General features: G+C 62.9%; 21 protein-coding genes. 13 read left to right on the forward strand and 8 right to left on the reverse strand.

Features of this window, described 5'->3' with window-relative positions; genetic code table 11:
• Positions 1-71: 71 nt before the first annotated feature.
• Complete coding sequence (locus AC097L_RS12595; protein ID WP_479586780.1) at positions 72-1025, reverse strand: SMP-30/gluconolactonase/LRE family protein; 954 nt, start codon at positions 1023-1025, stop codon at positions 72-74.
• Positions 1026-1129: 104 nt separating this feature from the next.
• Here AC097L_RS12595 and AC097L_RS12600 point away from each other — a divergent pair, with 104 nt between their 5' ends.
• Together AC097L_RS12600 and AC097L_RS12605 are read left to right on the forward strand one after the other, a co-directional pair.
• Positions 1130-3661, forward strand: a complete 2532-nt coding sequence (locus tag AC097L_RS12600) for an ABC transporter permease (protein WP_479586781.1) — start codon at positions 1130-1132, stop codon at positions 3659-3661.
• A 229-nt stretch (positions 3662-3890) separates the two neighbouring features.
• Positions 3891-4490 carry a YiaD family glycine zipper/OmpA-like lipoprotein gene (locus tag AC097L_RS12605; protein ID WP_479586979.1) on the forward strand — a complete coding sequence of 200 codons (600 nt, stop codon included), beginning with the start codon at positions 3891-3893 and terminating at the stop codon, positions 4488-4490.
• Between the two features lie 64 nt (positions 4491-4554).
• Here the strand turns inward: AC097L_RS12605 and AC097L_RS12610 are convergent, their stop codons facing one another.
• From AC097L_RS12610 to AC097L_RS12625, 4 genes are all read right to left on the reverse strand, one after another.
• On the reverse strand, positions 4555-4857 hold the full coding sequence (locus AC097L_RS12610; protein ID WP_479586782.1) for an antibiotic biosynthesis monooxygenase family protein: 303 nt from the start codon (positions 4855-4857) through the stop codon (positions 4555-4557).
• Between the two features lie 18 nt (positions 4858-4875).
• On the reverse strand, positions 4876-6576 hold the full coding sequence (locus AC097L_RS12615; RefSeq protein WP_479586783.1) for a PhoH family protein: 1701 nt from the start codon (positions 6574-6576) through the stop codon (positions 4876-4878).
• Between the two features lie 161 nt (positions 6577-6737).
• Positions 6738-7214 carry a peroxiredoxin gene (locus AC097L_RS12620; RefSeq protein WP_295956314.1) on the reverse strand — a complete coding sequence of 159 codons (477 nt, stop codon included), beginning with the start codon at positions 7212-7214 and terminating at the stop codon, positions 6738-6740.
• Positions 7215-7387: 173 nt separating this feature from the next.
• Positions 7388-7765 carry an Mth938-like domain-containing protein gene (locus AC097L_RS12625; RefSeq protein WP_479586784.1) on the reverse strand — a complete coding sequence of 126 codons (378 nt, stop codon included), beginning with the start codon at positions 7763-7765 and terminating at the stop codon, positions 7388-7390.
• A gap of 92 nt (positions 7766-7857) precedes the next feature.
• Between AC097L_RS12625 and AC097L_RS12630 the strand changes: the two genes are divergently transcribed.
• The 9 genes from AC097L_RS12630 (at position 7858) to AC097L_RS12670 (ending at position 15198) form a co-directional block, all read left to right on the forward strand.
• Positions 7858-9081 carry a pyridoxal phosphate-dependent aminotransferase gene (locus AC097L_RS12630; protein ID WP_479586785.1) on the forward strand — a complete coding sequence of 408 codons (1224 nt, stop codon included), beginning with the start codon at positions 7858-7860 and terminating at the stop codon, positions 9079-9081.
• A 47-nt stretch (positions 9082-9128) separates the two neighbouring features.
• Positions 9129-10451, forward strand: a complete 1323-nt coding sequence (locus tag AC097L_RS12635; protein WP_479586786.1) for a homoserine dehydrogenase — start codon at positions 9129-9131, stop codon at positions 10449-10451.
• A 103-nt stretch (positions 10452-10554) separates the two neighbouring features.
• On the forward strand, positions 10555-10926 hold the full coding sequence (locus tag AC097L_RS12640) for a hypothetical protein (RefSeq protein ID WP_479586787.1): 372 nt from the start codon (positions 10555-10557) through the stop codon (positions 10924-10926).
• Between the two features lie 154 nt (positions 10927-11080).
• Entirely contained in the window at positions 11081-12508 is a 1428-nt protein-coding gene (gene thrC, locus AC097L_RS12645; protein WP_479586788.1) for a threonine synthase, read from the forward strand.
• A gap of 69 nt (positions 12509-12577) precedes the next feature.
• Complete coding sequence (mobB, locus tag AC097L_RS12650; RefSeq protein ID WP_479586789.1) at positions 12578-13099, forward strand: molybdopterin-guanine dinucleotide biosynthesis protein B; 522 nt, start codon at positions 12578-12580, stop codon at positions 13097-13099.
• Positions 13096-14325: a molybdopterin molybdotransferase MoeA gene (locus AC097L_RS12655; RefSeq protein WP_479586790.1), complete on the forward strand. Its 1230-nt coding sequence runs from the start codon at positions 13096-13098 to the stop codon at positions 14323-14325. The genes mobB and AC097L_RS12655 overlap by 4 nt, the downstream gene beginning before the upstream one ends.
• Positions 14322-14573: a molybdopterin converting factor subunit 1 gene (moaD, locus tag AC097L_RS12660; RefSeq protein ID WP_479586791.1), complete on the forward strand. Its 252-nt coding sequence runs from the start codon at positions 14322-14324 to the stop codon at positions 14571-14573. Before AC097L_RS12655 ends, moaD begins: the two co-directional genes overlap by 4 nt.
• Positions 14574-14608: 35 nt before the next feature.
• Entirely contained in the window at positions 14609-14881 is a 273-nt protein-coding gene (locus AC097L_RS12665) for a YlcI/YnfO family protein (protein WP_479586792.1), read from the forward strand.
• Positions 14878-15198: a type II toxin-antitoxin system RelE/ParE family toxin gene (locus AC097L_RS12670; RefSeq protein WP_479586793.1), complete on the forward strand. Its 321-nt coding sequence runs from the start codon at positions 14878-14880 to the stop codon at positions 15196-15198. Before AC097L_RS12665 ends, AC097L_RS12670 begins: the two co-directional genes overlap by 4 nt.
• A 16-nt stretch (positions 15199-15214) precedes the next feature.
• Here the strand turns inward: AC097L_RS12670 and AC097L_RS12675 are convergent, their stop codons facing one another.
• Positions 15215-16876, reverse strand: coding sequence for a Na/Pi cotransporter family protein (locus tag AC097L_RS12675; RefSeq protein WP_479586794.1), 1662 nt, complete (start codon positions 16874-16876; stop codon positions 15215-15217).
• A gap of 426 nt (positions 16877-17302) precedes the next feature.
• On the opposite strand from AC097L_RS12675, the gene AC097L_RS12680 reads away from it, so the two are divergent.
• Together AC097L_RS12680 and AC097L_RS12685 are read left to right on the forward strand one after the other, a co-directional pair.
• Positions 17303-17707 (forward strand): group II truncated hemoglobin, encoded by a 405-nt coding sequence (locus AC097L_RS12680; protein ID WP_479586795.1) that lies wholly within the window; start codon positions 17303-17305, stop codon positions 17705-17707.
• A 22-nt stretch (positions 17708-17729) separates the two neighbouring features.
• Complete coding sequence (locus AC097L_RS12685; protein WP_479586796.1) at positions 17730-18842, forward strand: oxidoreductase; 1113 nt, start codon at positions 17730-17732, stop codon at positions 18840-18842.
• 82 nt (positions 18843-18924) lie between these two features.
• On the opposite strand, the gene AC097L_RS12690 is transcribed toward AC097L_RS12685, so the two are convergent.
• Both AC097L_RS12690 and radC read right to left on the reverse strand, forming a co-directional pair.
• Positions 18925-19560, reverse strand: coding sequence for a Smr/MutS family protein (locus AC097L_RS12690; protein ID WP_479586797.1), 636 nt, complete (start codon positions 19558-19560; stop codon positions 18925-18927).
• Between the two features lie 13 nt (positions 19561-19573).
• The gene (gene radC / locus AC097L_RS12695; protein WP_479586798.1) at positions 19574-20269 is read right to left on the reverse strand and encodes a RadC family protein; all 696 of its coding nucleotides are present in this window, start codon (positions 20267-20269) and stop codon (positions 19574-19576) included.
• Between the last annotated feature and the right edge of the window lie 6 nt (positions 20270-20275).

A 20275-nucleotide genomic window follows, 5' to 3' on the forward strand; every position in this document is an offset into this window, starting at 1 on the left:
GCTATATAAAAAATAGCTATATGTGTATGTAGAATTTGGGCTGGAAGCTTAAAAGATATAAAAAATACCTCTTAACCCCCGGCCACACCCTGGGTGTTGACGTACAGCGCATACACCGACTGGCTGGCCGCCATGAACAGGCGATTGCGTGCCGGGCCGCCGAAGCACAGGTTGGCGCAGCGCTCGGGCAGGGCGATGTGGGCTATGGGGGTGGCATCGGGGGCGAAGACCATCACGCCGTCGCGGCCCTCTTTGTCATCCTTGCCGCCCCAACCGGCCCACAGGTTGCCGTCTACATCGCAGCGAAAGCCGTCGGGGCTTTCACCGTCGGCGCAGGTCACGAACACGCTGTCGTGGGTCAGCCGCGTGCCGTCCACACCACTCTCCACACCAAACACCCGGATGCGCCGCGGCGTAGCCCCGGATTCGACCACGTACAGCAAACTCTCGTCAGGCGAAAAGCACAGGCCGTTGGGCCGGTCCACCGCGTCGGTCACCACCGTGCACTGGCCTGTGGCAGGGTCGAGCCGGTAGACGCAGGTGGGCTGCTCGGGCATTGCGGCGTGGCCTTCGTAGTGGCCCAGGATGCCAAAGGGCGGGTCGGTGAACCACACACTGCCGTCGGATTTGACGACCACGTCGTTGGGTGAGTTCAGCGGCTTGCCGTTGAACTGGTCGACCAACACGGTGAGGCTGCCGTCGTATTCGGTGCGCACCACGCGCCTCCCGCCGTGCTCGCAGCCCACCAGGCGACCCTGGCGGTCGCGGGTGTGGCCGTTGGCAAAGTGGGACGGCTGGCGGAACACGCTGACTGCGCCGGTCTGTTCCTCCCACTTCATGGTGCGGTTGTTGGGGATGTCGCTCCACAGCAGGTAGCGGCCGTCGCCAAACCACACCGGCCCCTCGGCCCAGCGCATGCCGGTAGCAATGCGTTCCACCGCCGCGTTGAAGAGGTGGTAGGCCTCGAAACGCGGGTCCAGCACCGTGATGGCCGGGTCGGGGTAGCGGGTACTGGGTTGCCACATGGGATGCCTCGGTTTTTTTGTTGGACAGCTAGTATGCCCTTGCGAACGCCTGGGAGGCGGGCGCGCGGGAATAATGGTGGCTTGTTTTCGCTTTGGAGCCTACTTTGAATTTTCCCTTTATCGCCCTGGCCTGGCGCACGCTGTGGCGCGATGTGCGCTCTGGCGAGCTGCGTTTGCTGATCGTGGCCGTGACTTTGGCCGTGGCCGCGCTCAGCGCCGTGGGCTTTTTTGCCGACCGCCTGCAAGGCGGCCTGCAGCGCGATGCCCGCCAACTGCTGGGCGGTGACGCGGTGGTCTCCAGCGACAACCCGACGCCCGCTGCGTTCCTGGCGCAAGCCCAGGCGCAGGGCCTGCAGGCCGTGGGCACGCTGACCCTGGCCACCATGGGCCGGGCGGACGACGCCCAGGGCGGGGCTAGCAAGCTGGTGGCGCTGAAAGCCGTGGTGCCGGGCTACCCGTTGCGCGGCAGCTTGCGTATTGCCGAGGTGGCCGACGTGTCTGATGAAAAGGCTGCCCACCCCACGCGCGAGATTCCCGCTCCGGGCACGGCCTGGGTCGATCCGTCGCTGCTGGAGTCGCTGGACCTGAAGATCGGCGACAGCCTGCTGCTGGGCGACAGCCGTTTGCGCATCACCCAGACCATCGTCACGGAGCCCGACCGGGGCGGCGGCTTCATGTCGTTTTCGCCACGGGTGATGGTGAACCAGAGCGACATGGCCGCCACCGGCCTCATCCAGCCCGCCAGCCGGGTGAGCTATCGCTTCGCCGTGGCAGGGACCGACCCCGCCGTGCAGCGCTACGTGCAGTGGGCCACCGAAGAAATCAAAAAACCCGACAGCCGTGGCGTGCGTATCGAGTCGCTGGAAACCGGCCGCCCCGAGATGCGCCAAACCCTGGACCGGGCTAACAAGTTCCTGAACCTGGTGGCCCTGCTGTCGGCCCTGCTCAGCGCCGTGGCCGTGGCCCTGGCCGCACGCGGCTTTGCGGCAAATCACCTGGACGACTGCGCCATGCTGCGCGTGCTCGGCCAGAGCCAGCGCACCATCGCCCTGAGCTACGCACTGGAATTTGCGCTGGTCGGCATCTTTGCCAGCGCGCTGGGCGTGGCGATTGGCTATGGCGTGCACACCCTGTTCGTGCTGCTGCTGGCGGGCTTGGTCGATTCCAGCCTGCCCGCGGCCACCTGGTGGCCTGTAGCTTTGGGCATGGGTATGGGGCTGACGCTGCTGTTCGCCTTTGGACTGCCGCCGGTGCTGCAGCTGGCTTCCGTGCCGCCGCTGCGGGTGATCCGGCGCGATGTGGGCGGCCTCAAGCCCACCTCTATCGGCGTGCTGGGCCTGGGGGTGCTGGGCTTTGCCGCGCTGCTGCTGGCGGCCAGCAGCGACATCACGCTGGGCCTGATTGCCGTGGGCGGTTTTGCCGCCGCCGTGCTGGTGTTTGCGGGCCTGGGCTGGGTGGCGGTAAAGCTGCTGCGCCGCAGTGTGAACGAGACCACAGCCCCGCGCTGGCTGGTGCTGGCCACGCGCCAGGTGTCGGCCCGCCCGGCCTACGCCGTGGTGCAGATCAGCGCATTGGCCGTGGGCCTGCTGGCGCTGATTTTGCTGGTGCTGCTGCGCACCGATTTGATCCAGAGCTGGCGCCAGGCCACGCCGCCCGACGCACCGAACCGCTTCGTCATCAACGTGATGCCCGACCAGGCCGCAGACTTCCGGCAAAACCTAGCTAGGGCGGGCGTGCAGAACTACGACTGGTACCCCATGTTCCGGGGCCGTCTGGTGGCCGTCAACGGCAAGGCAGTGGCCCCCGAGAACTATGTGGACGACCGCGCCAAGCGCCTGCTGGACCGCGAGTTCAACCTGTCCTACAGCGCCACCCGGCCCCCGCACAACCCGCTGGTGGCAGGCACCTGGACACCTGAAGAAAAAGGGGCGGTGAGCGTGGAGGAGGGCATTGCCAAATCGCTGAACCTGAAGATGGGCGACAGCCTGCGCTTCGATATTGGCGGCGTGCAGTCTGACGCCAAGATCACCTCGCTGCGCAAGGTGGACTGGGGGTCGATGCGGGCCAACTTCTTCGTCATCTATCCGGTGGGCCAGATGGCCGAAGTGCCGGTGACCTTCTTGGGCGCGTTCAAGGCACCGCCCACCAAGGGTTTTGACAACCAGCTGGTACGCCAGTTTCCCAACATCACCGCAGTGGACCTCAGCAGTACCCTGGGCCAGTTGCAGCGCGTGCTGGACCAGGTGATCCGGGCGGTGGAATTCTTGTTTGGCTTCACGCTGGCCGCCGGGCTGGTGGTGCTGTTTGCTGCCATCACCGCCACCCGCGAAGAGCGCGCCCGCGAATTCGCCATCATGCGGGCCCTGGGCGCGCCCGGTAGCCTGCTGCGCCAGGTGCAGCGCGCCGAACTGGCGGGCGTGGGCCTGCTGGCGGGCTTCTTGGCCAGCATCGTGGCTGTGGCCGTGGGCTGGGGCTTGACCCGCTATGTGTTTGAGTTTGAATGGCACGGCTCGCTGTGGGTGCCGCTGTTTGGGGCCATCGCCGGTGCCTTGCTGGCGCTGGCGGCAGGCTGGTGGGGGCTGCGCGATGTGCTGCGCCGACCGGTGGTGGAGACGCTGCGGCGGGCTACGGCATAGTTGCTATATTTTTAATAGCTACTGGCGTAGATATCGTATGCGCTAGAGGCCTATTTTTTATGAATACTAGGCTGTGGGGACGTTCAAGCCGTTGTAACCAAATCGGGGTACAAAGCGTTAAGGTAGCGGACTATCCACTTACCTATTTTTAAGGATGATCAGAATGCAAATGACGACAATTTCCCGCACCCGCCGTGCCACCCGTACCGCTGTACTGGCCACCACGGTCATGGCCATGGCCCTGGGCGGTTGTGCCAACATGAGCGAAACGCAAAAAGGCACTGCGACCGGTGCAGGCCTTGGCGCACTGGCCGGCGTGATCATTGGTGACAGCAAGGGCGGCGCGGCCATCGGTGCCGGGCTTGGCGCGCTGGGCGGCTACGTCTGGTCCAAGCACATGCAGGACAAAAAAGCGGCCATGGAGCAGGCCACCGCAGGCACCGGCGTGGCGGTGACGCAAACGGCCGACAACCAGCTCAAGCTGAACATCCCCAGTGATATCTCGTTTGACACGGGCCGCGCCAACATCAAGCCCAATCTGCGTCCCATCCTGGACCAGTTTGCCAGCGGCCTGCAAAACCAGCCCAACACCGAGGTGCGCATCATCGGCCACACTGACAGCACCGGTAGCAATAGCATCAACGAACCTCTGTCGCTTGACCGGGCCGATGCCGCACGCGACTACCTGGCCGCCCGTGGCGTGGACATGCGTCGCATCATCGTGGCGGGCAGGGGTTCGCGTGAACCTGTGGCCGACAACAGCAGCGATGCCGGGCGTGCCCGCAACCGCCGCGTAGAAATCTTCCTGGCTGAACGTTCCGCTCAATAAGGCACAGCCCAAAAAAAAGCCCGTGGAACCGATGGGTTCCCCGGGCTTTTTTGCACCTGTCAGATCAGGGCGATTGGGTCACCAGTTCGAAGTGCTCCACCACGGGCGGGCTGGCGAAGAACGGGCCGACGATGGCGCGCCACTCGGCAAATGCCGGGCTTTCGCGGAAGCCGACGTTATGGGCTTCGATGGACGTCCAGAAGATCTGTAGCACGTAGCGCTCGGGGCTTTCCACGCCCTTGTTGACCTTGTAGCCGGTACAGCCCGCGTTCTTGCTGATGACGGTTTCTAGGCCCCGCGTGATGGCGGCATCGAATGCAGCTTGTTCGCCAGGGCGAATACGGATGTCGGCAATTTCTAAAATCATGGTGTGTCTCGGTAGAGTTTACAAAACCTCGCTGGCGAAGTCGGCTAGGCGTGAGCGTTCGCCGCGCGCCAGCATGATGTGGCCGCTGTGCGGCCAGCCTTTGAACTTGTCTACCGCAAAGGTCAGGCCGGAGGAACCCTCGGTCAGGTAGGGCGTGTCGATCTGCTGCAGGTTGCCCATGCAGACGATCTTGGTGCCGGGGCCGGCGCGGGTAATAAGCGTCTTCATCTGCTTGGGCGTCAGATTCTGCGCCTCGTCGATGATCACGTACTTGTTCAGGAAGGTGCGGCCGCGCATGAAGTTCATGCTCTTGATCTTGATGCGCGAGCGGATCAGCTCGTTGGTGGCCGAGCGGCCCCATTCGCCTGCACTGGTTTCGGTCTTGGCCAGCACTTCCAGGTTGTCGTCCAGTGCGCCCATCCAGGGGCCCATTTTTTCTTCCTCGGTGCCGGGCAGGAAGCCGATATCTTCACCAACGCTGACAGTCGCCCGCGTCATGATGATTTCGGTGTAGCGGCGCTCGTCCAGCACCTGGGTCAGGCCCGCAGCCAGGGCCATCAGGGTCTTGCCGGTGCCTGCATTACCGGTCAGGGTGACGAAATCGACTTCGGGGTCGAGCAGCAGGTTCATCGCGAAGTTTTGTTCGCGGTTGCGGGTGGTCACACCCCATACGGCGTGCTTGAGGTGGTTGTAGTCCTTCAGCGTCTTGAGCACCGCGGTTTTGGCGCGGATTTCGGTAACGCGGGCGTACAGATTGGGCTCGCCCGGCGACTCGAAGTACACAAACTGGTTCACCATCATCTCGGGCACGATAGGGCCGGAGATGCGGTAGAAGGTGTACAGGCCTTGCTGCCAGCTCTCCACGGTTTTGCCGTGCTTGGTCCAGAAGTCGGCGGGCAGAGCCAGTGCACCGGAGTACAGGAATTCGCCGTCGTCCAGCGCCTTGTCGCTTTGGTAGTCCTCGGCGGCCAGGCCCAGGGCCCGGGCCTTGACGCGCATGTTGATGTCTTTCGACACCAGCACCACCTCGCGGCCCGGGTGCAGCGGGCGCAGCGCCTCGACCACACCCAGGATCTGGTTGTCGGCCTTGCCCTGAGGCAGGCTGCTGGGCAGGGTGTAGTTGAGCGTCTGGGTCTGGAAGAACAGCTTGCCGCCGGCTTCCAGGTGGCCGGTGGTGTCCAGCTTCAGGCCCACGGCTATATCAGCTTCTTTGGCACCGGCCAGTGCGTCCAGCGAGCGGCTGGTCTGGCGGGCGTTGCGGGCGACTTCGGTCATGCCCTTTTTGTTGCTGTCTAGCTCTTCGAGCACGATCATGGGCAGGAAGATGTCGTGCTCTTCAAACCGGTACAAGCACATGGGGTCGTGCATCAGCACATTGGTGTCCAGCACAAACAGCTTGGCCGGGCCGGTGCTCTTGGGCGCTTTGCGTTTGGGTGCGGGCTCTTGCAGCAGGGCGGCATTGCGGTTGCGTGCCGGGGCTTCGCTGGGTTTGTCCAGGCTGGGGGCGGTTTTAGGCAACTCGGGCGCGGGCTTGTCGCGCTTGAGCTCGGCCACGGGCTCCATGCTGCGGGCTTGCGGTTTTTCTTGCAGAGCAGATGCGTTGGCCGCGGCTTTAGGTACCCGGCTGGTCCCCGTTTTTTTGACGGGCTTGGCGACCACGTCATAGGCTTCACGGGCCAAAGTGGCGGCGCGCTTGGTGGGGGCGGGAGGCAATGGCATAGGTCGTGGGACTCGCTCGTTAAATTAAAGGCAATCAAAAAGCACAAAAGCCGCCAGGCAGGCCGGGCGGCTTTTGAGGGGGAGCGTAGTTAGATTTACCAGCAACATGTTTTCATTATGCATGAGCCCTGTTGCGGTACTACTTGCTGGCTGAGGGATAGCTACACCGCTTTTTTCAGGTCTTTGACGGCTTGCAGCACGTCGTCCACGTGGCCGGGGACTTTCAGGCCGCGCCACTCGTTCTTCAGGATGCCATCGGCACCGATGAGGAAGGTGCTGCGCTCGATGCCCTTGACCTTTTTGCCGTACATGATCTTGTTTTTGACCACGCCAAACATGTGGCACATTTTTTCCTCGGTATCGGCGATGAGTTCAAACGGCAGCTCAAGCTTGGTTTTGAATTCATCGTGCGACTTCATGTTGTCGCGCGACACGCCGAACACGGTGGCACCGGCCTTGACGAATTCCTTGTGCTTGTCGCGGAACTGCATGGCTTCGGTGGTGCAACCGGGGGTGTTGTCCTTCGGGTAAAAATACAAAACCACTACTTTGCCGAGGTGGGTGGTGTTGGAAACTTTGATGCCGCCGGTGGCGTTGGCTTCAAATTCAGAGATAAGTTTATTGACAACGATCGCCATAGTGCTTGGGGTCTCTTGTGACTGGGTGTGGTCGTCGAAAGCTTGAAGTGGCTGGTGCGAAAGGCCGGAAAAGCGGTGCTAGCATGCCCGTGATGCCACCAAAGCTTGACCGCTGGCTGCTTCAAACTGCAACCCTCGATTTTACTCGGAAACCGGGCGGCCGATCTGCGGGCTCAGGCGGCGGACTCCAGCAGGAGGGCAGCCACCACGTGGCGGCCCTCCTGGGCCAGGATGTTGTAGGTGCGGCAGGCGGCCTGGGTGTCCATGGTCTCGATGCCGATGCGCTGTGCCATCAGGGGCTTGAGCCACACCGGCTGTGGGAAGCGGATGCGGCTGCCGCTGCCAAAAATCACCAGTTCCGGGGCCATGGCGGCCAGTTGGGCAAAGTGCTCGGGTGTTAAGTCTTCAAAACGGCTGCATTGCCATTCCAGCCGCTCGCCGCGTGAACCTACCACCACGCTGTGCGCGACTTTGTCGGTGTTGATGCCCACCCAGCCTGGCCCGTAGCCAGTGATGGATTGCACGTCGAATTTATCGGGTTGGAGCTTCATGGATCAGGTTTACAAGTGTGGTCCAATTATAAGTTTCCATTCTTACAGACAGCCTGCGGCGGCGGCTTGAGCCTGCGCCCGCCAGAGACACCATGAAGACCATCCAAAAATCCACCAAGCTGGCCAGTGTGTGCTACGACATCCGCGGCCCCATCATGGACGCGGCGCGCCAGATGGAGGAAGAGGGCCAAAAAATCATCAAACTCAACATCGGCAACCTGGCGGTGTTTGGCTTTGATTCGCCCGAAGAAATCCAGCAGGACATGATCCGCAACCTGCCCAATTCGGCTGGTTATTCGGACAGCAAAGGCATTTTTGGTGCGCGCAAAGCGGTCATGCACTACACCCAGCAACAGGGTGTAAAAGCTGTCACCTTGGATGACATTTACCTGGGCAACGGGGCCAGCGAGCTGATCGTGATGGCCACCAATGCGCTGCTTAACGATGGCGACGAGCTGCTGTTGCCTGCCCCCGACTACCCGCTGTGGACGGCGGCGGTCAGCCTGTCGGGCGGCACGCCGGTGCATTACATCTGCGACGAAGCCAATGGCTGGATGCCCGACTTGGACGACATCCGCGCCCGCATCACGCCGCGCACCAAGGGCATTGTGGTCATCAATCCCAACAACCCGACCGGCGCGCTGTATTCCGATGCCCTGCTCACAGGCATCGTGGCGCTGGCCCGTGAATTTGGCTTGGTGGTGTTTGCCGACGAGGTCTACGACAAGGTGCTCTACGACGGTGCCAAGCACACGGCCATGGCCTCGCTGAGCGACGACGTGCTGACCCTGACCTTCAATTCTTTAAGCAAAAGCTACCGCTCCTGCGGTTACCGCGCGGGCTGGATGGTGGTGTCGGGCGACAAGAAACCGGCGCGCGACTACATTGAAGGCCTGAACATGCTCTCCAACATGCGGCTGTGCGCCAACGTGCCCGGCCAGTGGGCGATCCAGACGGCGCTGGGCGGCTACCAGAGCATCAACGACCTGGTGGGCGAGGGCGGCCGCCTGCGCCGCCAGCGCGACCTGGCCTACGAGCTGATCACTGCCATCCCCGGAGTCAGCTGCGTCAAGCCCACCGCCGCGTTGTACATGTTCCCCAAGCTGGACCGGGCGATGTACCCGATCGAGGACGACCAGCAGTTCATCCTCGAGCTGCTGCAGGAAACCCATGTGATGCTGGTGCAGGGCACGGGCTTCAACTGGCCCACACCAGACCACTTCCGCATCGTATTTTTGCCCCACGAAGACGACCTGCGCGAAGCTATTCAGCGCGTGGCCAAATTCCTGGAACACTATCGTAAACGTAGCGCCTAGCCTAAGCAGTACCTGCGCTAGAGCCATTATTTAACTATAAAACTGATATGAAACCCATCCAAGTAGGCATCCTCGGCATCGGCACCGTCGGCAGCGGCGTGTTCAACGTATTGCAACGCAACCAGGAAGAAATCAAGCGCCGCGCCGGGCGTGGCATTGAAGTCACTATGGTGTCGCGCCGAAATATTGCCGAGGCCCAGGCTTTGGTGGGCGACCGCGCCCAGGTGGTGGCCGACGCGCGCGCCATCGTGCAAAACCCGGCCATCGACATCGTGGTCGAGCTCATCGGCGGCACCACACTGGCCAAGGAACTCGTGCTGGAAGCCATTGCCGCTGGCAAGCACGTGGTCACCGCCAACAAGGCGCTGCTGGCCGTGCACGGCACCGAAATCTTCGCTGCCGCCCATGCCAAGGGCGTGATGGTGGCGTTTGAAGCCGCCGTGGCCGGGGGCATCCCCATCATCAAGGCGCTGCGCGAAGGCCTGACGGCCAACAGTATCCAGTGGGTGGCGGGCATCATTAACGGCACCACCAACTTCATCCTCAGCGAAATGCGCGACAAGGGGCTGGACTTTGGCGTGGTACTCAAGGAAGCCCAGCGTCTGGGCTACGCCGAGGCCGACCCCACCTTTGACATCGAAGGCGTGGACGCGGCCCACAAGCTGACGCTGATGTCGGCGATTGCCTTCGGCATCCCCGTGCAGTTCGACAAAGCCTATGTCGAAGGCATCACCCAGCTCGGCGCGCAAGACATCCGCTACGCCGAACAGCTGGGCTACCGCATCAAGCTGCTGGGCATCACCAAGCGTACTGCCAATGGTGTAGAGCTGCGCGTGCACCCCAGCCTGGTCCCGGCCAAGCGTCTGATCGCCAATGTGGAAGGTGCCATGAACGCGGTGATGGTGCAAGGCGATGCCGTGGGCACCACGCTGTACTACGGCAAGGGCGCGGGCAGCGAGCCCACCGCCAGCGCGGTGATTGCCGATCTGGTGGACATTGCCCGCCTGCACACCGCCGAGCCTGCCCAGCGCGTGCCCTACCTGGCCTTCCAGCACCACTCCATGAGCGACCTGCCGGTACTGCCCATGGGCGAAGTCGTCACCAGTTACTACCTGCGCCTGCGTGTGGCCGACCAGGCCGGCGTGCTGGCCACCGTGACCGGCCTGCTGGCGGCCGCCGACATCAGCATCGACGCGGTGCTGCAGCGCGAAGCCGACGAAGTGGGCGGCGAGGGTGCCACCCAGACCGACGTGATCATCCTGACCCACGACTGTATTGAATCGCGCATGGACGTGGCCCTGGCGCAGATGCAGGCCCTGCCCACCGTGCTGGCGCCGATCACGCGCATTCGTAAAGAAGAGTTAGCGTGATGTAAAGCGGTCGTCCTGGACACGGCATGGGCCGTTGAAGTTCACAAGCGCAAACACTGGGCGCTGTGGTCCTCTCAACTGCAAGCTTTTTTAAGGAATCCCCATGAAATCCAATATCCGTGCTCTCGCTATCGCCCTTGGAATGTGCTTCGCCGGTGCGGGCTTTGCCGCTACCGCCGTGCCTGCCGCCACTGCCTCTGCTCCTGCTGCCATGGCCTCCGCTGCTGCTCCTGCAACACCCGCTGCCAAACCCGCAGCAGCAGCCCCTGCCGCTAAGAAAGCCGCCTCTGCCGCGCCCACTGCGGTAGCCGCTGGCGGCGGCGACGGCAAGGTCTGGGTCAACGACAAGTCCAAGACCTACCATTGCGAAGGCAGCAAGTTCTACGGCAAGACCAAGACCGGTGAATACCTGGCCGAAGCCGATGCCAAGGCCAAGGGCAACCACCCCGCTGGTGGCAAGGCATGTGCAAAATAAGCAGCCCTTCGGCTCTTGAAAAACCCAGCCTGGCTGGGTTTTTTTACGTCTGGGTTTACGTCAGCATGGTGGTGGCTCTGCGTTGCTAAAATTTATACACACATCTGGCGCGCAAGCACCCTGCGTTGCGGCACATTGACTGCGAGACAACCCCATGCACTACCTCTCTACCCGTGGCGATGCCACGCCGCGCCAATTCTGCGAAATCTTGCTCGAAGGCCTGGCCCCCGATGGCGGCCTGTACCTGCCCGCGCACTACCCGCAGGTGGATGCCGCCACGCTGACCCGCTGGCGCACGGTTTACCACCAGCAGGGCTATGCCGAGCTGGCTTTCGAGATCCTGTCGCTGTATATCGACGATATTCCTGCCACCGACCTGCGTGCCCTGTGCACTAAGACCTACACCGCCGAAGTCTTCCGCACTGGCGAAATCGTGCCGTTACGGCATCTGGAAAACGGCGTGCTGCTGGAGGGTCTGTCCAACGGCCCCACGCTGGCCTTCAAGGACATGGCCATGCAGCTGCTGGGCAACCTGTTCGAGTACGAGCTGGCCCGGCGCGGCGAAGAGCTCAACATCCTGGGTGCCACCAGCGGCGACACCGGCAGCGCGGCCGAATACGCCATGCGCGGCAAGAAAGGCGTGCGCGTGTTCATGACCTCGCCGCAAGGCCGCATGAGCCCGTTCCAGCAGGCGCAGATGTTCAGCCTGATGGACGAGAACATCGTCAACATCGCCATCGAAGGCGTGTTCGACGACTGCCAGGACATCGTGAAAGCCGTGTCGAACGACCTGGATTTCAAGCGCAAGTACAAGATCGGCACCGTCAACAGCATCAACTGGGCGCGCTTGCTGGCCCAGGTGGTGTATTACTTTGCCGGGTACATCCAGGCCACCGAGAGCAATGACCAAAAGGTCAGCTTCTCCGTCCCCTCGGGCAACTTCGGCAACGTTTGCGCAGGCCATGTGGCGCGCATGATGGGCCTGCCGATCGAAAAGCTGGTGGTTGCCACGAACGAGAACGATGTGCTGGACGAGTTCTTCCGCACCGGCATCTACCGCGTGCGTGGCAGCGCCGACACGCATGAAACCTCCAGCCCGTCGATGGACATTTCCAAGGCCTCCAACTTCGAGCGCTTTGTGTTCGACCTGGTGGGCCGCATTGGTGCCCGCACCAAAGACCTGTTCAGCACCCAGCTGGCGGCCCAGGGCTATTTCGACCTGAGCGCCGACCCGGCCTTCCAGCAAGCCGCCAGCCGCTACGGCTTTGCCAGCGGCAAGAGCACCCACGCCGACCGCCTGGCCACTATCCGCGATACCGATGCCCGCTTCGGCATGGTCATCGACACCCACACTGCCGACGGCCTGAAAGTCGCTCGCGAACACCTGCAAGCCGGTGTGCAGATGATCGTGTTAGAGACCGCATTGCCCATCAAGTTTGCCGCCACCATTGTGGAAGCCCTGGGCCGCGAACCCGACCGGCCGCCGCAGTTCCTGGGCATCGAGGCCTTGCCCAAGCGCGTGCTGAACCTGCCCGCCGATGTGGCCCAGATCAAAGCCTTGATCGAGAAAACTTGTGCTTAAAACAGCTGCTAGCACATGTACCACCTGCACTGGTAGCTATCAAAAATGTAGTTTTTGTCAGATGCAGGCATGAAGGCCGTGGTCTTCGCTGGGTTCTCCGGCTCGGGCAAAACCACTCTGGTCGAGCAGTTGATCCCGCTGCTCAAGCAGCAGGGCCTGCGCGTTTCGGTGGCCAAGCATGCGCACCATCGCTTCGACATCGACCAGCCGGGCAAAGACAGCTGGCGGCACCGCCAGGCGGGCGCGTACGAGGTGGTGATTGCCTCCGACCTGCGCCTGGCCCTGGTGCGTGAATTTGCCGAGCCGGAGCGTCTGTCGGTCCATGCGCTGATTGCCGAACTCAGCCCCGGCGTGGACTGGGTGCTGGTGGAAGGTTTCAAAACCAGCGAACTGCCCAAGATCGAAGTCTGGCGCGCCGCGTCCGAGCAGCCGGTGCAGTACCCCGATGACCCGCGCATCGTTGCCATCGCCACCGACTCCCCGCTGCCCAGTCCCTCCACGCTGCCCGTGCTGGACATCAACCACCCTGCCGCCGTGGTGGCTTGGTTGCAGCAGCACGCAGCCCTCTTTGAATACCAGGCCCCTGTATGACTCCCCGTGCCCCTTTGATCCCCCTGGACGACGCGCTGGCCACCCTGCTGGCCTACGCCGTGCCGCTGGCCGCTGTTGAAAGTGCCAATACCTTCGATGCCGATGGCCGCGTGCTGTCGCAGGATGCCGTGTCTCCATTGCAAGTACCGTCGTTCGACAACAGCGCGATGGACGGCTACGCCATGCGCTGCGCCGATGTGGCGGATGTAGCGGATGCTGCGCTCCCGGTGTCCCAGCGCATCGCCGCAGGCAGTGCGCCCGAGCCCCTGCAGCCCGGCACCGTAGCCCGCATCTTCACCGGCGCGCCCATGCCCGTGGGTGCCGATGCGGTGGTGATGCAGGAGGAATGTGAAGTGCAGCCCGATGGCACGGTGCGCGTGCTGCGCCCGCCCCAGCCAGGCCAGTGCGTGCGCCGCGCGGGCGAGGACGTGGCCAAAAATGCTGTGGTGCTATCAAAAGGTGAGCGGCTTACGCCCGCATCTATTGCGCTGGCGGCCAGTATTGGCATGGATACGTTGGCTGTGGCGCGCCGCCCCCGCGTGGCCTTGTTCTCCACCGGCGACGAACTGGTCATGCCCGGCGACGTAGCCCCGCAAGACATGCGCCCGGGGGCCATCTACAACTCCAACCGCTTCTTTCTGCGTGCCCTGTTGCGGCGCATGGGCTGCGTGGTCACGGACCTGGGCATCGTGCCCGACCAGCGTGATGCCACGGTCGACGCACTGCGCGCCGCCAGCCAGACGCACGACCTGATCCTGACCAGCGGCGGTGTCTCGGTGGGCGAAGAAGACCACGTCAAAGCCGCCGTACAGACGCTGGGCAGCCTGCACCTGTGGCAACTGGCCATCAAGCCCGGCAAGCCGTTCGCCTACGGCAAGGTCGAGGGCAGCCACTTCATCGGCCTGCCCGGCAACCCTGTTGCTAGCTTTGTGACCTTCTTGCTGCTGGTGCGCCCCTTTGTGCTGCGCCTGCAAGGTGCCACCGCCGTGGAGCCGCCCGCCATGCACCTGCCCGCGCACTTCGACTGGCCCCGGGCCGACAAGCGGCGTGAATTTTTGCGGGTGCGGCGCAACGCGGCGGGCGGGCTGGATTTGTTTGCCAACCAAAGCTCCGGCGTGCTCACCAGCGCAGCTTGGGCCGACGGCCTGGTAGACACCCAGCCCGGCCAGACCATCGCCTGGGGCGACACGGTGCGTTTTATTCCCCTGGCGGAGCTGCAAGCATGAAGCTCACAGTGAAATATTTCGCCTCCATCCGCGAGGCACTGGGCACCGGCCAGGAAGCGGTGGACACGACCACCGCCACCGTGCAGGCCCTGCGCGACGAGCTGGTGGCCCGGGGTGGTGCCTACGCCAGCAGCCTGGCCCCCGACCGGTCGGTGCGGGTGGCGCTGAACCAGGTGATGGTGGACGCGCAAGCCGCGCTGGTGGACGGTGCAGAAGTGGCGTTCTTCCCGCCGGTGACGGGCGGGTAGTAGACTGTTGCATCGCAAATACAACGCAATGCATCATGAAAACCACCAGCTTTCCTTCTGTGCGGGTCGATGCCGCACTGCGCGAAGCCGCCCAACACGTGCTGCGTGAGGGGGAAACCCTCACCAGTTTGGTAGAAACGGCGGTGCGCGAAACCATCCAGCGGCGTTTGGCGCAGGCTGAATTTTTGGCCCGGGGCCTGCAATCCAGTGCCGATGCCCAGCGCAGCGGTAGCTTCCACGCCGCCAGCGATGTGCATGACGAGATGCAACGCAGACTGGATGGGCGGCGTAAACAGGTGCTTGGGTGACCGATCACTTTGACGTGCGGTATACCGATGCCGCCCGCGACGATTTACTGCGCTTGTTGGACTTTTTGTTGGACCGGGCTCGGACCACTGAGGACTTTGATGCAGCGCAAGACACGGTGGATGCCATCCGCACTGCGGTTGAAACCCACCTGGCCCGCACCCCGTTCATTTTTCGCAAAGCCGGGGCCAGCCCGTTTTTACGGGAGCTGGTGATTCCGCTGCGCCGCACGGGCTACGTGGCCATGTACGAGATCGACGCTGGTAACGCCGTCACGATTTTGGCCATTCGGCACCAGCGCGAAGACGATTACCACTGAGTCCTTGGATACATAATTAACCCAAATCCGCCAGCTTCGAGGTGCGCAGCCGGTTCGGTGCCAGCGCCCCGGCGGAATCCAGAATCGGGTAAGCAATCGAGCAGATGTGCGAGTTGATGCGCTTCAACTCGCTGATCAAATCGATGTGCAGTGAGCTGGTCTCAATACTGGACTGGGTGTTGTCGGCCAGACGGATCAGGTGCGAACGCGAGTAGGCGTGCTCCAGGTCGCGGAAGCGGGCTTTTTCTTCCAGCAGCTTCTTGGCATCGTGCACATTGCCGTTCAAAAACACGCTCATCGACAGGCGCAGGTTGTCTACCAGCCGGGCGTGGAGCTCGGTGATCTCATTCATGCCTGCCTCGGAGAAGTTGCGGCCAGGCTTGATCTTTTTGTCCTCCACGTCGATCAGCACGCGCTCGATGATGTCGCCGATCTGCTCCATATTGATGGTGAAGCTGATGATGTCGGTCCAGCGGCGGCTTTCTTCTTCCGACAGGGCTTCGCGCGAGATCTTGGTCAGGTAGTACTTGATGGCCGAGTACAGGCGGTCTACCGTGTCGTCGAGCTTGCGCAGTTCGTCGGCCAACGCAAGGTCGTTGTTTTTGATAACGGTCAGTATGCCCAGCATCATGGTCTCCACCACGTCGGCCTGGTGCAGGGCCTCGCGCGCCGCGCAGGAGATGGCCAGCGAGGGGGTGGACAAAGCAGAAGGGTCCAGGTGCTGGGGCCGGGTGCGTTCGGCCGGTTGGGCGGGCGGCTTGGGCAGCAGTTTTTCCATGGCCTTGGCGACCAGCTGCGTCAGCCCGATAAAGGCCACGCTCATCACCACGTTGAAGGCCAGGTGGAACAGCACCACGCCTTGGGTGGCATCGGGCATGGACGGGTGCACATGGCGCAGCCACAGGCCTATGCAGGGGGCGACCAGCACCACGCCCATCAGCTTGAAGACAAAGTTGCCCACGGTGACCTGGCGCACTTCGATGGCCGACTTAGAGGTGGTCAGCACCGCCAGCGCGCCGCTACCCAGGTTGGCCCCCAGCACCAGGCCCAGCGCTACGTCCATCTGGATCACGTGGGACGCGGCCAGCGCAGCGATCAACAGCACTACTGCCAGGCTGGAATAGGCCAACACCGCCAGCAGCATGCCCAGGGTGATCTCCATCAGCACATCGCTGCTGACGGCAGCCAGCAGGCTGCGCACCACGGGCGAGGCCAGGAGCGGCTCGGTGGCTTCCACCACCAGCCGCAAAGCCAGCAGCATCAGCCCCAGGCCAATCAGCACACGGCCAATGCGCCCGGCGGTGCCGTCCTTGGTGGACAGGAACAGCACCACGCCCACAAAGATGAACAGCGGCGACAGCCAGGACAGGTCGAACGAGAACAGCACCGACATCAGGCTGGTGCCGATGTCGGCCCCGCGCATGATGGCCAACGCGGCGGGCAGGGTGATCAGGCCCTGGCCGACGAAGGAGGAGGTCATCAGCGAGGTGGCGGTGCTGGACTGCACCAGGGCCGTCACGCCAATGCCGGACAACGCAGCGGTGAACCGGTTGCCCATGCTGTGCGCCAGAATCTGTCGCAGGTTGGCCCCAAATACCCGCAGTACGCCGGTGCGCACCAGATGGGTTCCCCAGACAAGCAGCGCGATGGCGGCCAATAAATTGAGTAAATGCTTCATAAGGTCAGCGGGCGACTATACGCCGGGCTTACCCCCGCCATGGCGATGTAAGCGCCTTCAAACCGTCTGCATTCGCCACGAGCGCAAACGCAGGCTGGATAAGCTTAGCCCGCGTGCCACTGCGCCAGGTTGGACAGCAGGATCACCAGGCCTGCACTGTTGATCAGCAACCCCGCTATGGTTTTGAGTTCGCGCATGGTGTCTTCCTTGTGGTGGGTTGGAGATGAGACTGGATGGTATTCAAAGCTGCGTCATGTGTATAGGCAATCGAATTTATTTCGACGATAGTTTTTATTGAATAACTTTCGAAATCGTACACTGGGGCGCGCAAACCTTAGGGGCTTGTGTGCTCTATTTTTAATAGCTGGTAGCGTAGATAGAACATGCGCTAGAGCCGTATTTCTTATAAATTTTTATTTTTCAGCCATGCAGATCCAAGAAAAACCCCCAGCTGCCACACCGTTTGAATGGATCGGTGGCGAAGCCCCGGTGCGTGCGCTGGTGGACCGTTTCTATGACCTGATGGACCTGGAGCCGGGCTTTACCGCGCTGCGGGCGGCCCATGGCCCCGGGCTGGACCATGCGCGGCAGCGCTTATTTTTATTCCTGTGCGGCTGGCTGGGCGGGCCACAAACCTACACCGAGCAGTTTGGCCACCCGCGCTTGCGCGCCCGGCACCTGCCGTTCAAGATCGGCATCCTGGAGCGCGACCAGTGGCTGGCCTGTATGGACCAGGCCATGGGTGAAACCGGCGTGGATGCCACCCTGCGCGCCCGGCTGCAGGCCAGTTTTTTCCAGACCGCCGACTGGATGCGCAACCAAGGCGTTTGAACCAGACCAACAAGGACACACCATGGCAACTATCCAACACACCCCGCCTACCTCCCCCATTTGCGTCGCTCCCATCCGCGTCGCCGTCATCGGCTATGGCTTGGCGGGCCGCGTCTTCCACGCACCGCTGATCGCCGGTGTGCCCGGCCTGGAACTGGCCTGCATCTGCTCCAGCAAACCCGAGGCGGTAAACAAAGATTGGCCGGATGTCAAAGTGGTACCCACGCCCGAGGCCGCGTTTGCCGACCCGGCCATCGACCTGGTCATCATCGCCACCAGCAACGCCAGCCACCACGCCCTGGCCCGCACCGCGCTGCTGGCGGGCAAGCATGTGGTGGTGGACAAACCTTGCACTGTGACCCTGGCCGAAACCGAAGATTTACTGGCCGTAGCCCAGCAGCAGAACCGCATGCTCACCGTCTACCAGAACCGCCGCTATGACGGCGACTTCTTCCTGCTACAGCAGGTGCTGGCCAGCGGGCAGCTGGGGCGCATCACGCATTTTGAATCGCACTTTGACCGTTTCCGCCACGTCATCCCCGGCCGCTGGCGCGAGCAGGACATACCCGGCTCCGATCTGTGGATGGACCTGGGTGCACACCTAGTAGACCAGGCCCTGCAACTCTTCGGCGTGCCCGACGACCTGCTGCTCGACGTGGCCCGCCAGCGCGAGCACACCCAAACCAATGACTACTTCCACGCCCAGTTGCGCTACCCCTCCACCTACCCCGGCATGCGTGTGGTGCTGCACGCCAGCTCTTGCGTCACCGCCAGCGGGCCGCGCTTTGTGCTGCACGGCACGGGCGGCTCATTCACCAAGTTTGGGCTGGATACGCAAGAGGACACCCTGAAAGCCGGAGCCCGCCCGCAGCTCGCCAGCCTGGGCGATTGGGGCAGCGACCCGCTGCCCGGCCAAATGTTGCGCACCGTGGATGGCCAGCAGATCAGCTCCACCACCCCCGATACGTCCGGCAACTATTTGCAGTACTACGCCGGTGTGCGCGACTACTTGCTGGGCCAGTCCAGCGCCGCGCCGGTGCCCCCGCAGCAGGTACACCAGGTGATGGCCTTGCTGGAGCGCGGCTCGCAGAGCGCGGCGCAGGGTGGTTTTGTGGCGACCGGGGATTTGCGCTAAATCCAGATGCGGCTGTTGCTATTTTTTTAATAGCTGCTAGCGCAGGTGAAATATGCGCTGGAGGCTGATTTCTTATAAATTTTTAGCCTGGCTGTAAAAGCACCAGTAAAGCTCCTGCTCCGCCCTCCATCGGCCGGGCCTGCACAAAGGCCAGAACCTCGTTCTTTTGTACCAGCCAATTGCGCACCTTGCCCTTGAGCACCGGGGTTTTGCCGGGCGAGCTCAGGCCCTTGCCGTGCACCACGCGCACGCAGCGGATGCCGTGCTTGTGCGCATCGCGGATAAAGCCCGACAAGGCATCGCGCGCCGCGTCGCTGCGCAGGCCGTGCAGGTCGAGCTGGCGCTGGATGGCCCACTCGCCTTTGCGCAGGCGCTGCAGCACGTCGATGCCGATGCCGGGGCGGCGGTAGCTTAAGGAATCGTCGGTTTCCAGCAGGCTGCTGGCATCGAAGCCGTCGCTGATGGCCTCGACCAGCACGGCCTGCTCGTCCCGCTGCAGTTGCGTGGCGATGGGCTCGGGCGGCTTCTTTTTCAGCAGCGCCTGGCGCTTGTCGGGCAGGCGGTGCACGGCGCCTGCGGCATGCACAAACAGGTTCTTTTGGGCCGCCAGGCGGCGCTGGGTCTCCAGCTTCGCTACCCGCTCGGCTTCTTGCAGTGCAGCGGCCTCGGCGATGGATTTCTGGATCTTTTTCAGATCTTGTAAGGAGGTGATTTTCATGGAAGTGTGCAAATCACATCAGGCCTTTTTCAGCCATGGAAAGCGTTTCACCGGGGGCGACGATGATGTGGTCCAGCACCCGCACGTCGATCAGCGCCAGCGCGGCGCGCAGGGTGTGGGTCAGCGACTCGTCGGCACGCGAGGGCTGCACCGAGCCGCTGGGGTGGTTGTGCGCCAGCACCACGCTGGCGGCTTGGTGGTGCAGGGCGCGCAGCACCACTTCGCGCGGGTACACGCTGGTTTGCGTCAGGCTGCCCCGAAACAGCTCCTCCAGCCCCAGCAGGCGGTGGCCCGCATCCAGAAACAGCACGGCGAACACCTCGTGGTTTTTGGCCGACAAATGCAGTTGCAGGTAGTGCTGGAGGTCCGCAGGGTCAGTGAACACGGTGCGCTCCTGCAGCTTTTGCGCCATGGCGCGGCGGGCCAGCTCCAGCACGGCGATGATTTCGGCCCGCTTGGCCGGGCCCAGGCCCTTGATGCGCTTGAGGTCGTCGGCGGTGGCGTGGAGCAGTCCGGCAATGCCGCCAAAGCCGCCGCTGCCAGGGGTCTGTATCTGCAGCAGCTCATGCGCCATTTGCAGCACGCCCTTGCCCTCGATCCCGGTGCGCAGCAGGATCGCCAGCAGCTCCACATCGCTCAGGGCCGCAGGGCCGCGGGCCAAAAGCTTTTCGCGTGGACGGGCATCGGGGGGTAAATCTTTGAGCGGCATGGTGGA

The sequence above is a fragment of the Rhodoferax sp. RT5P35 genome (assembly GCF_056521385.1).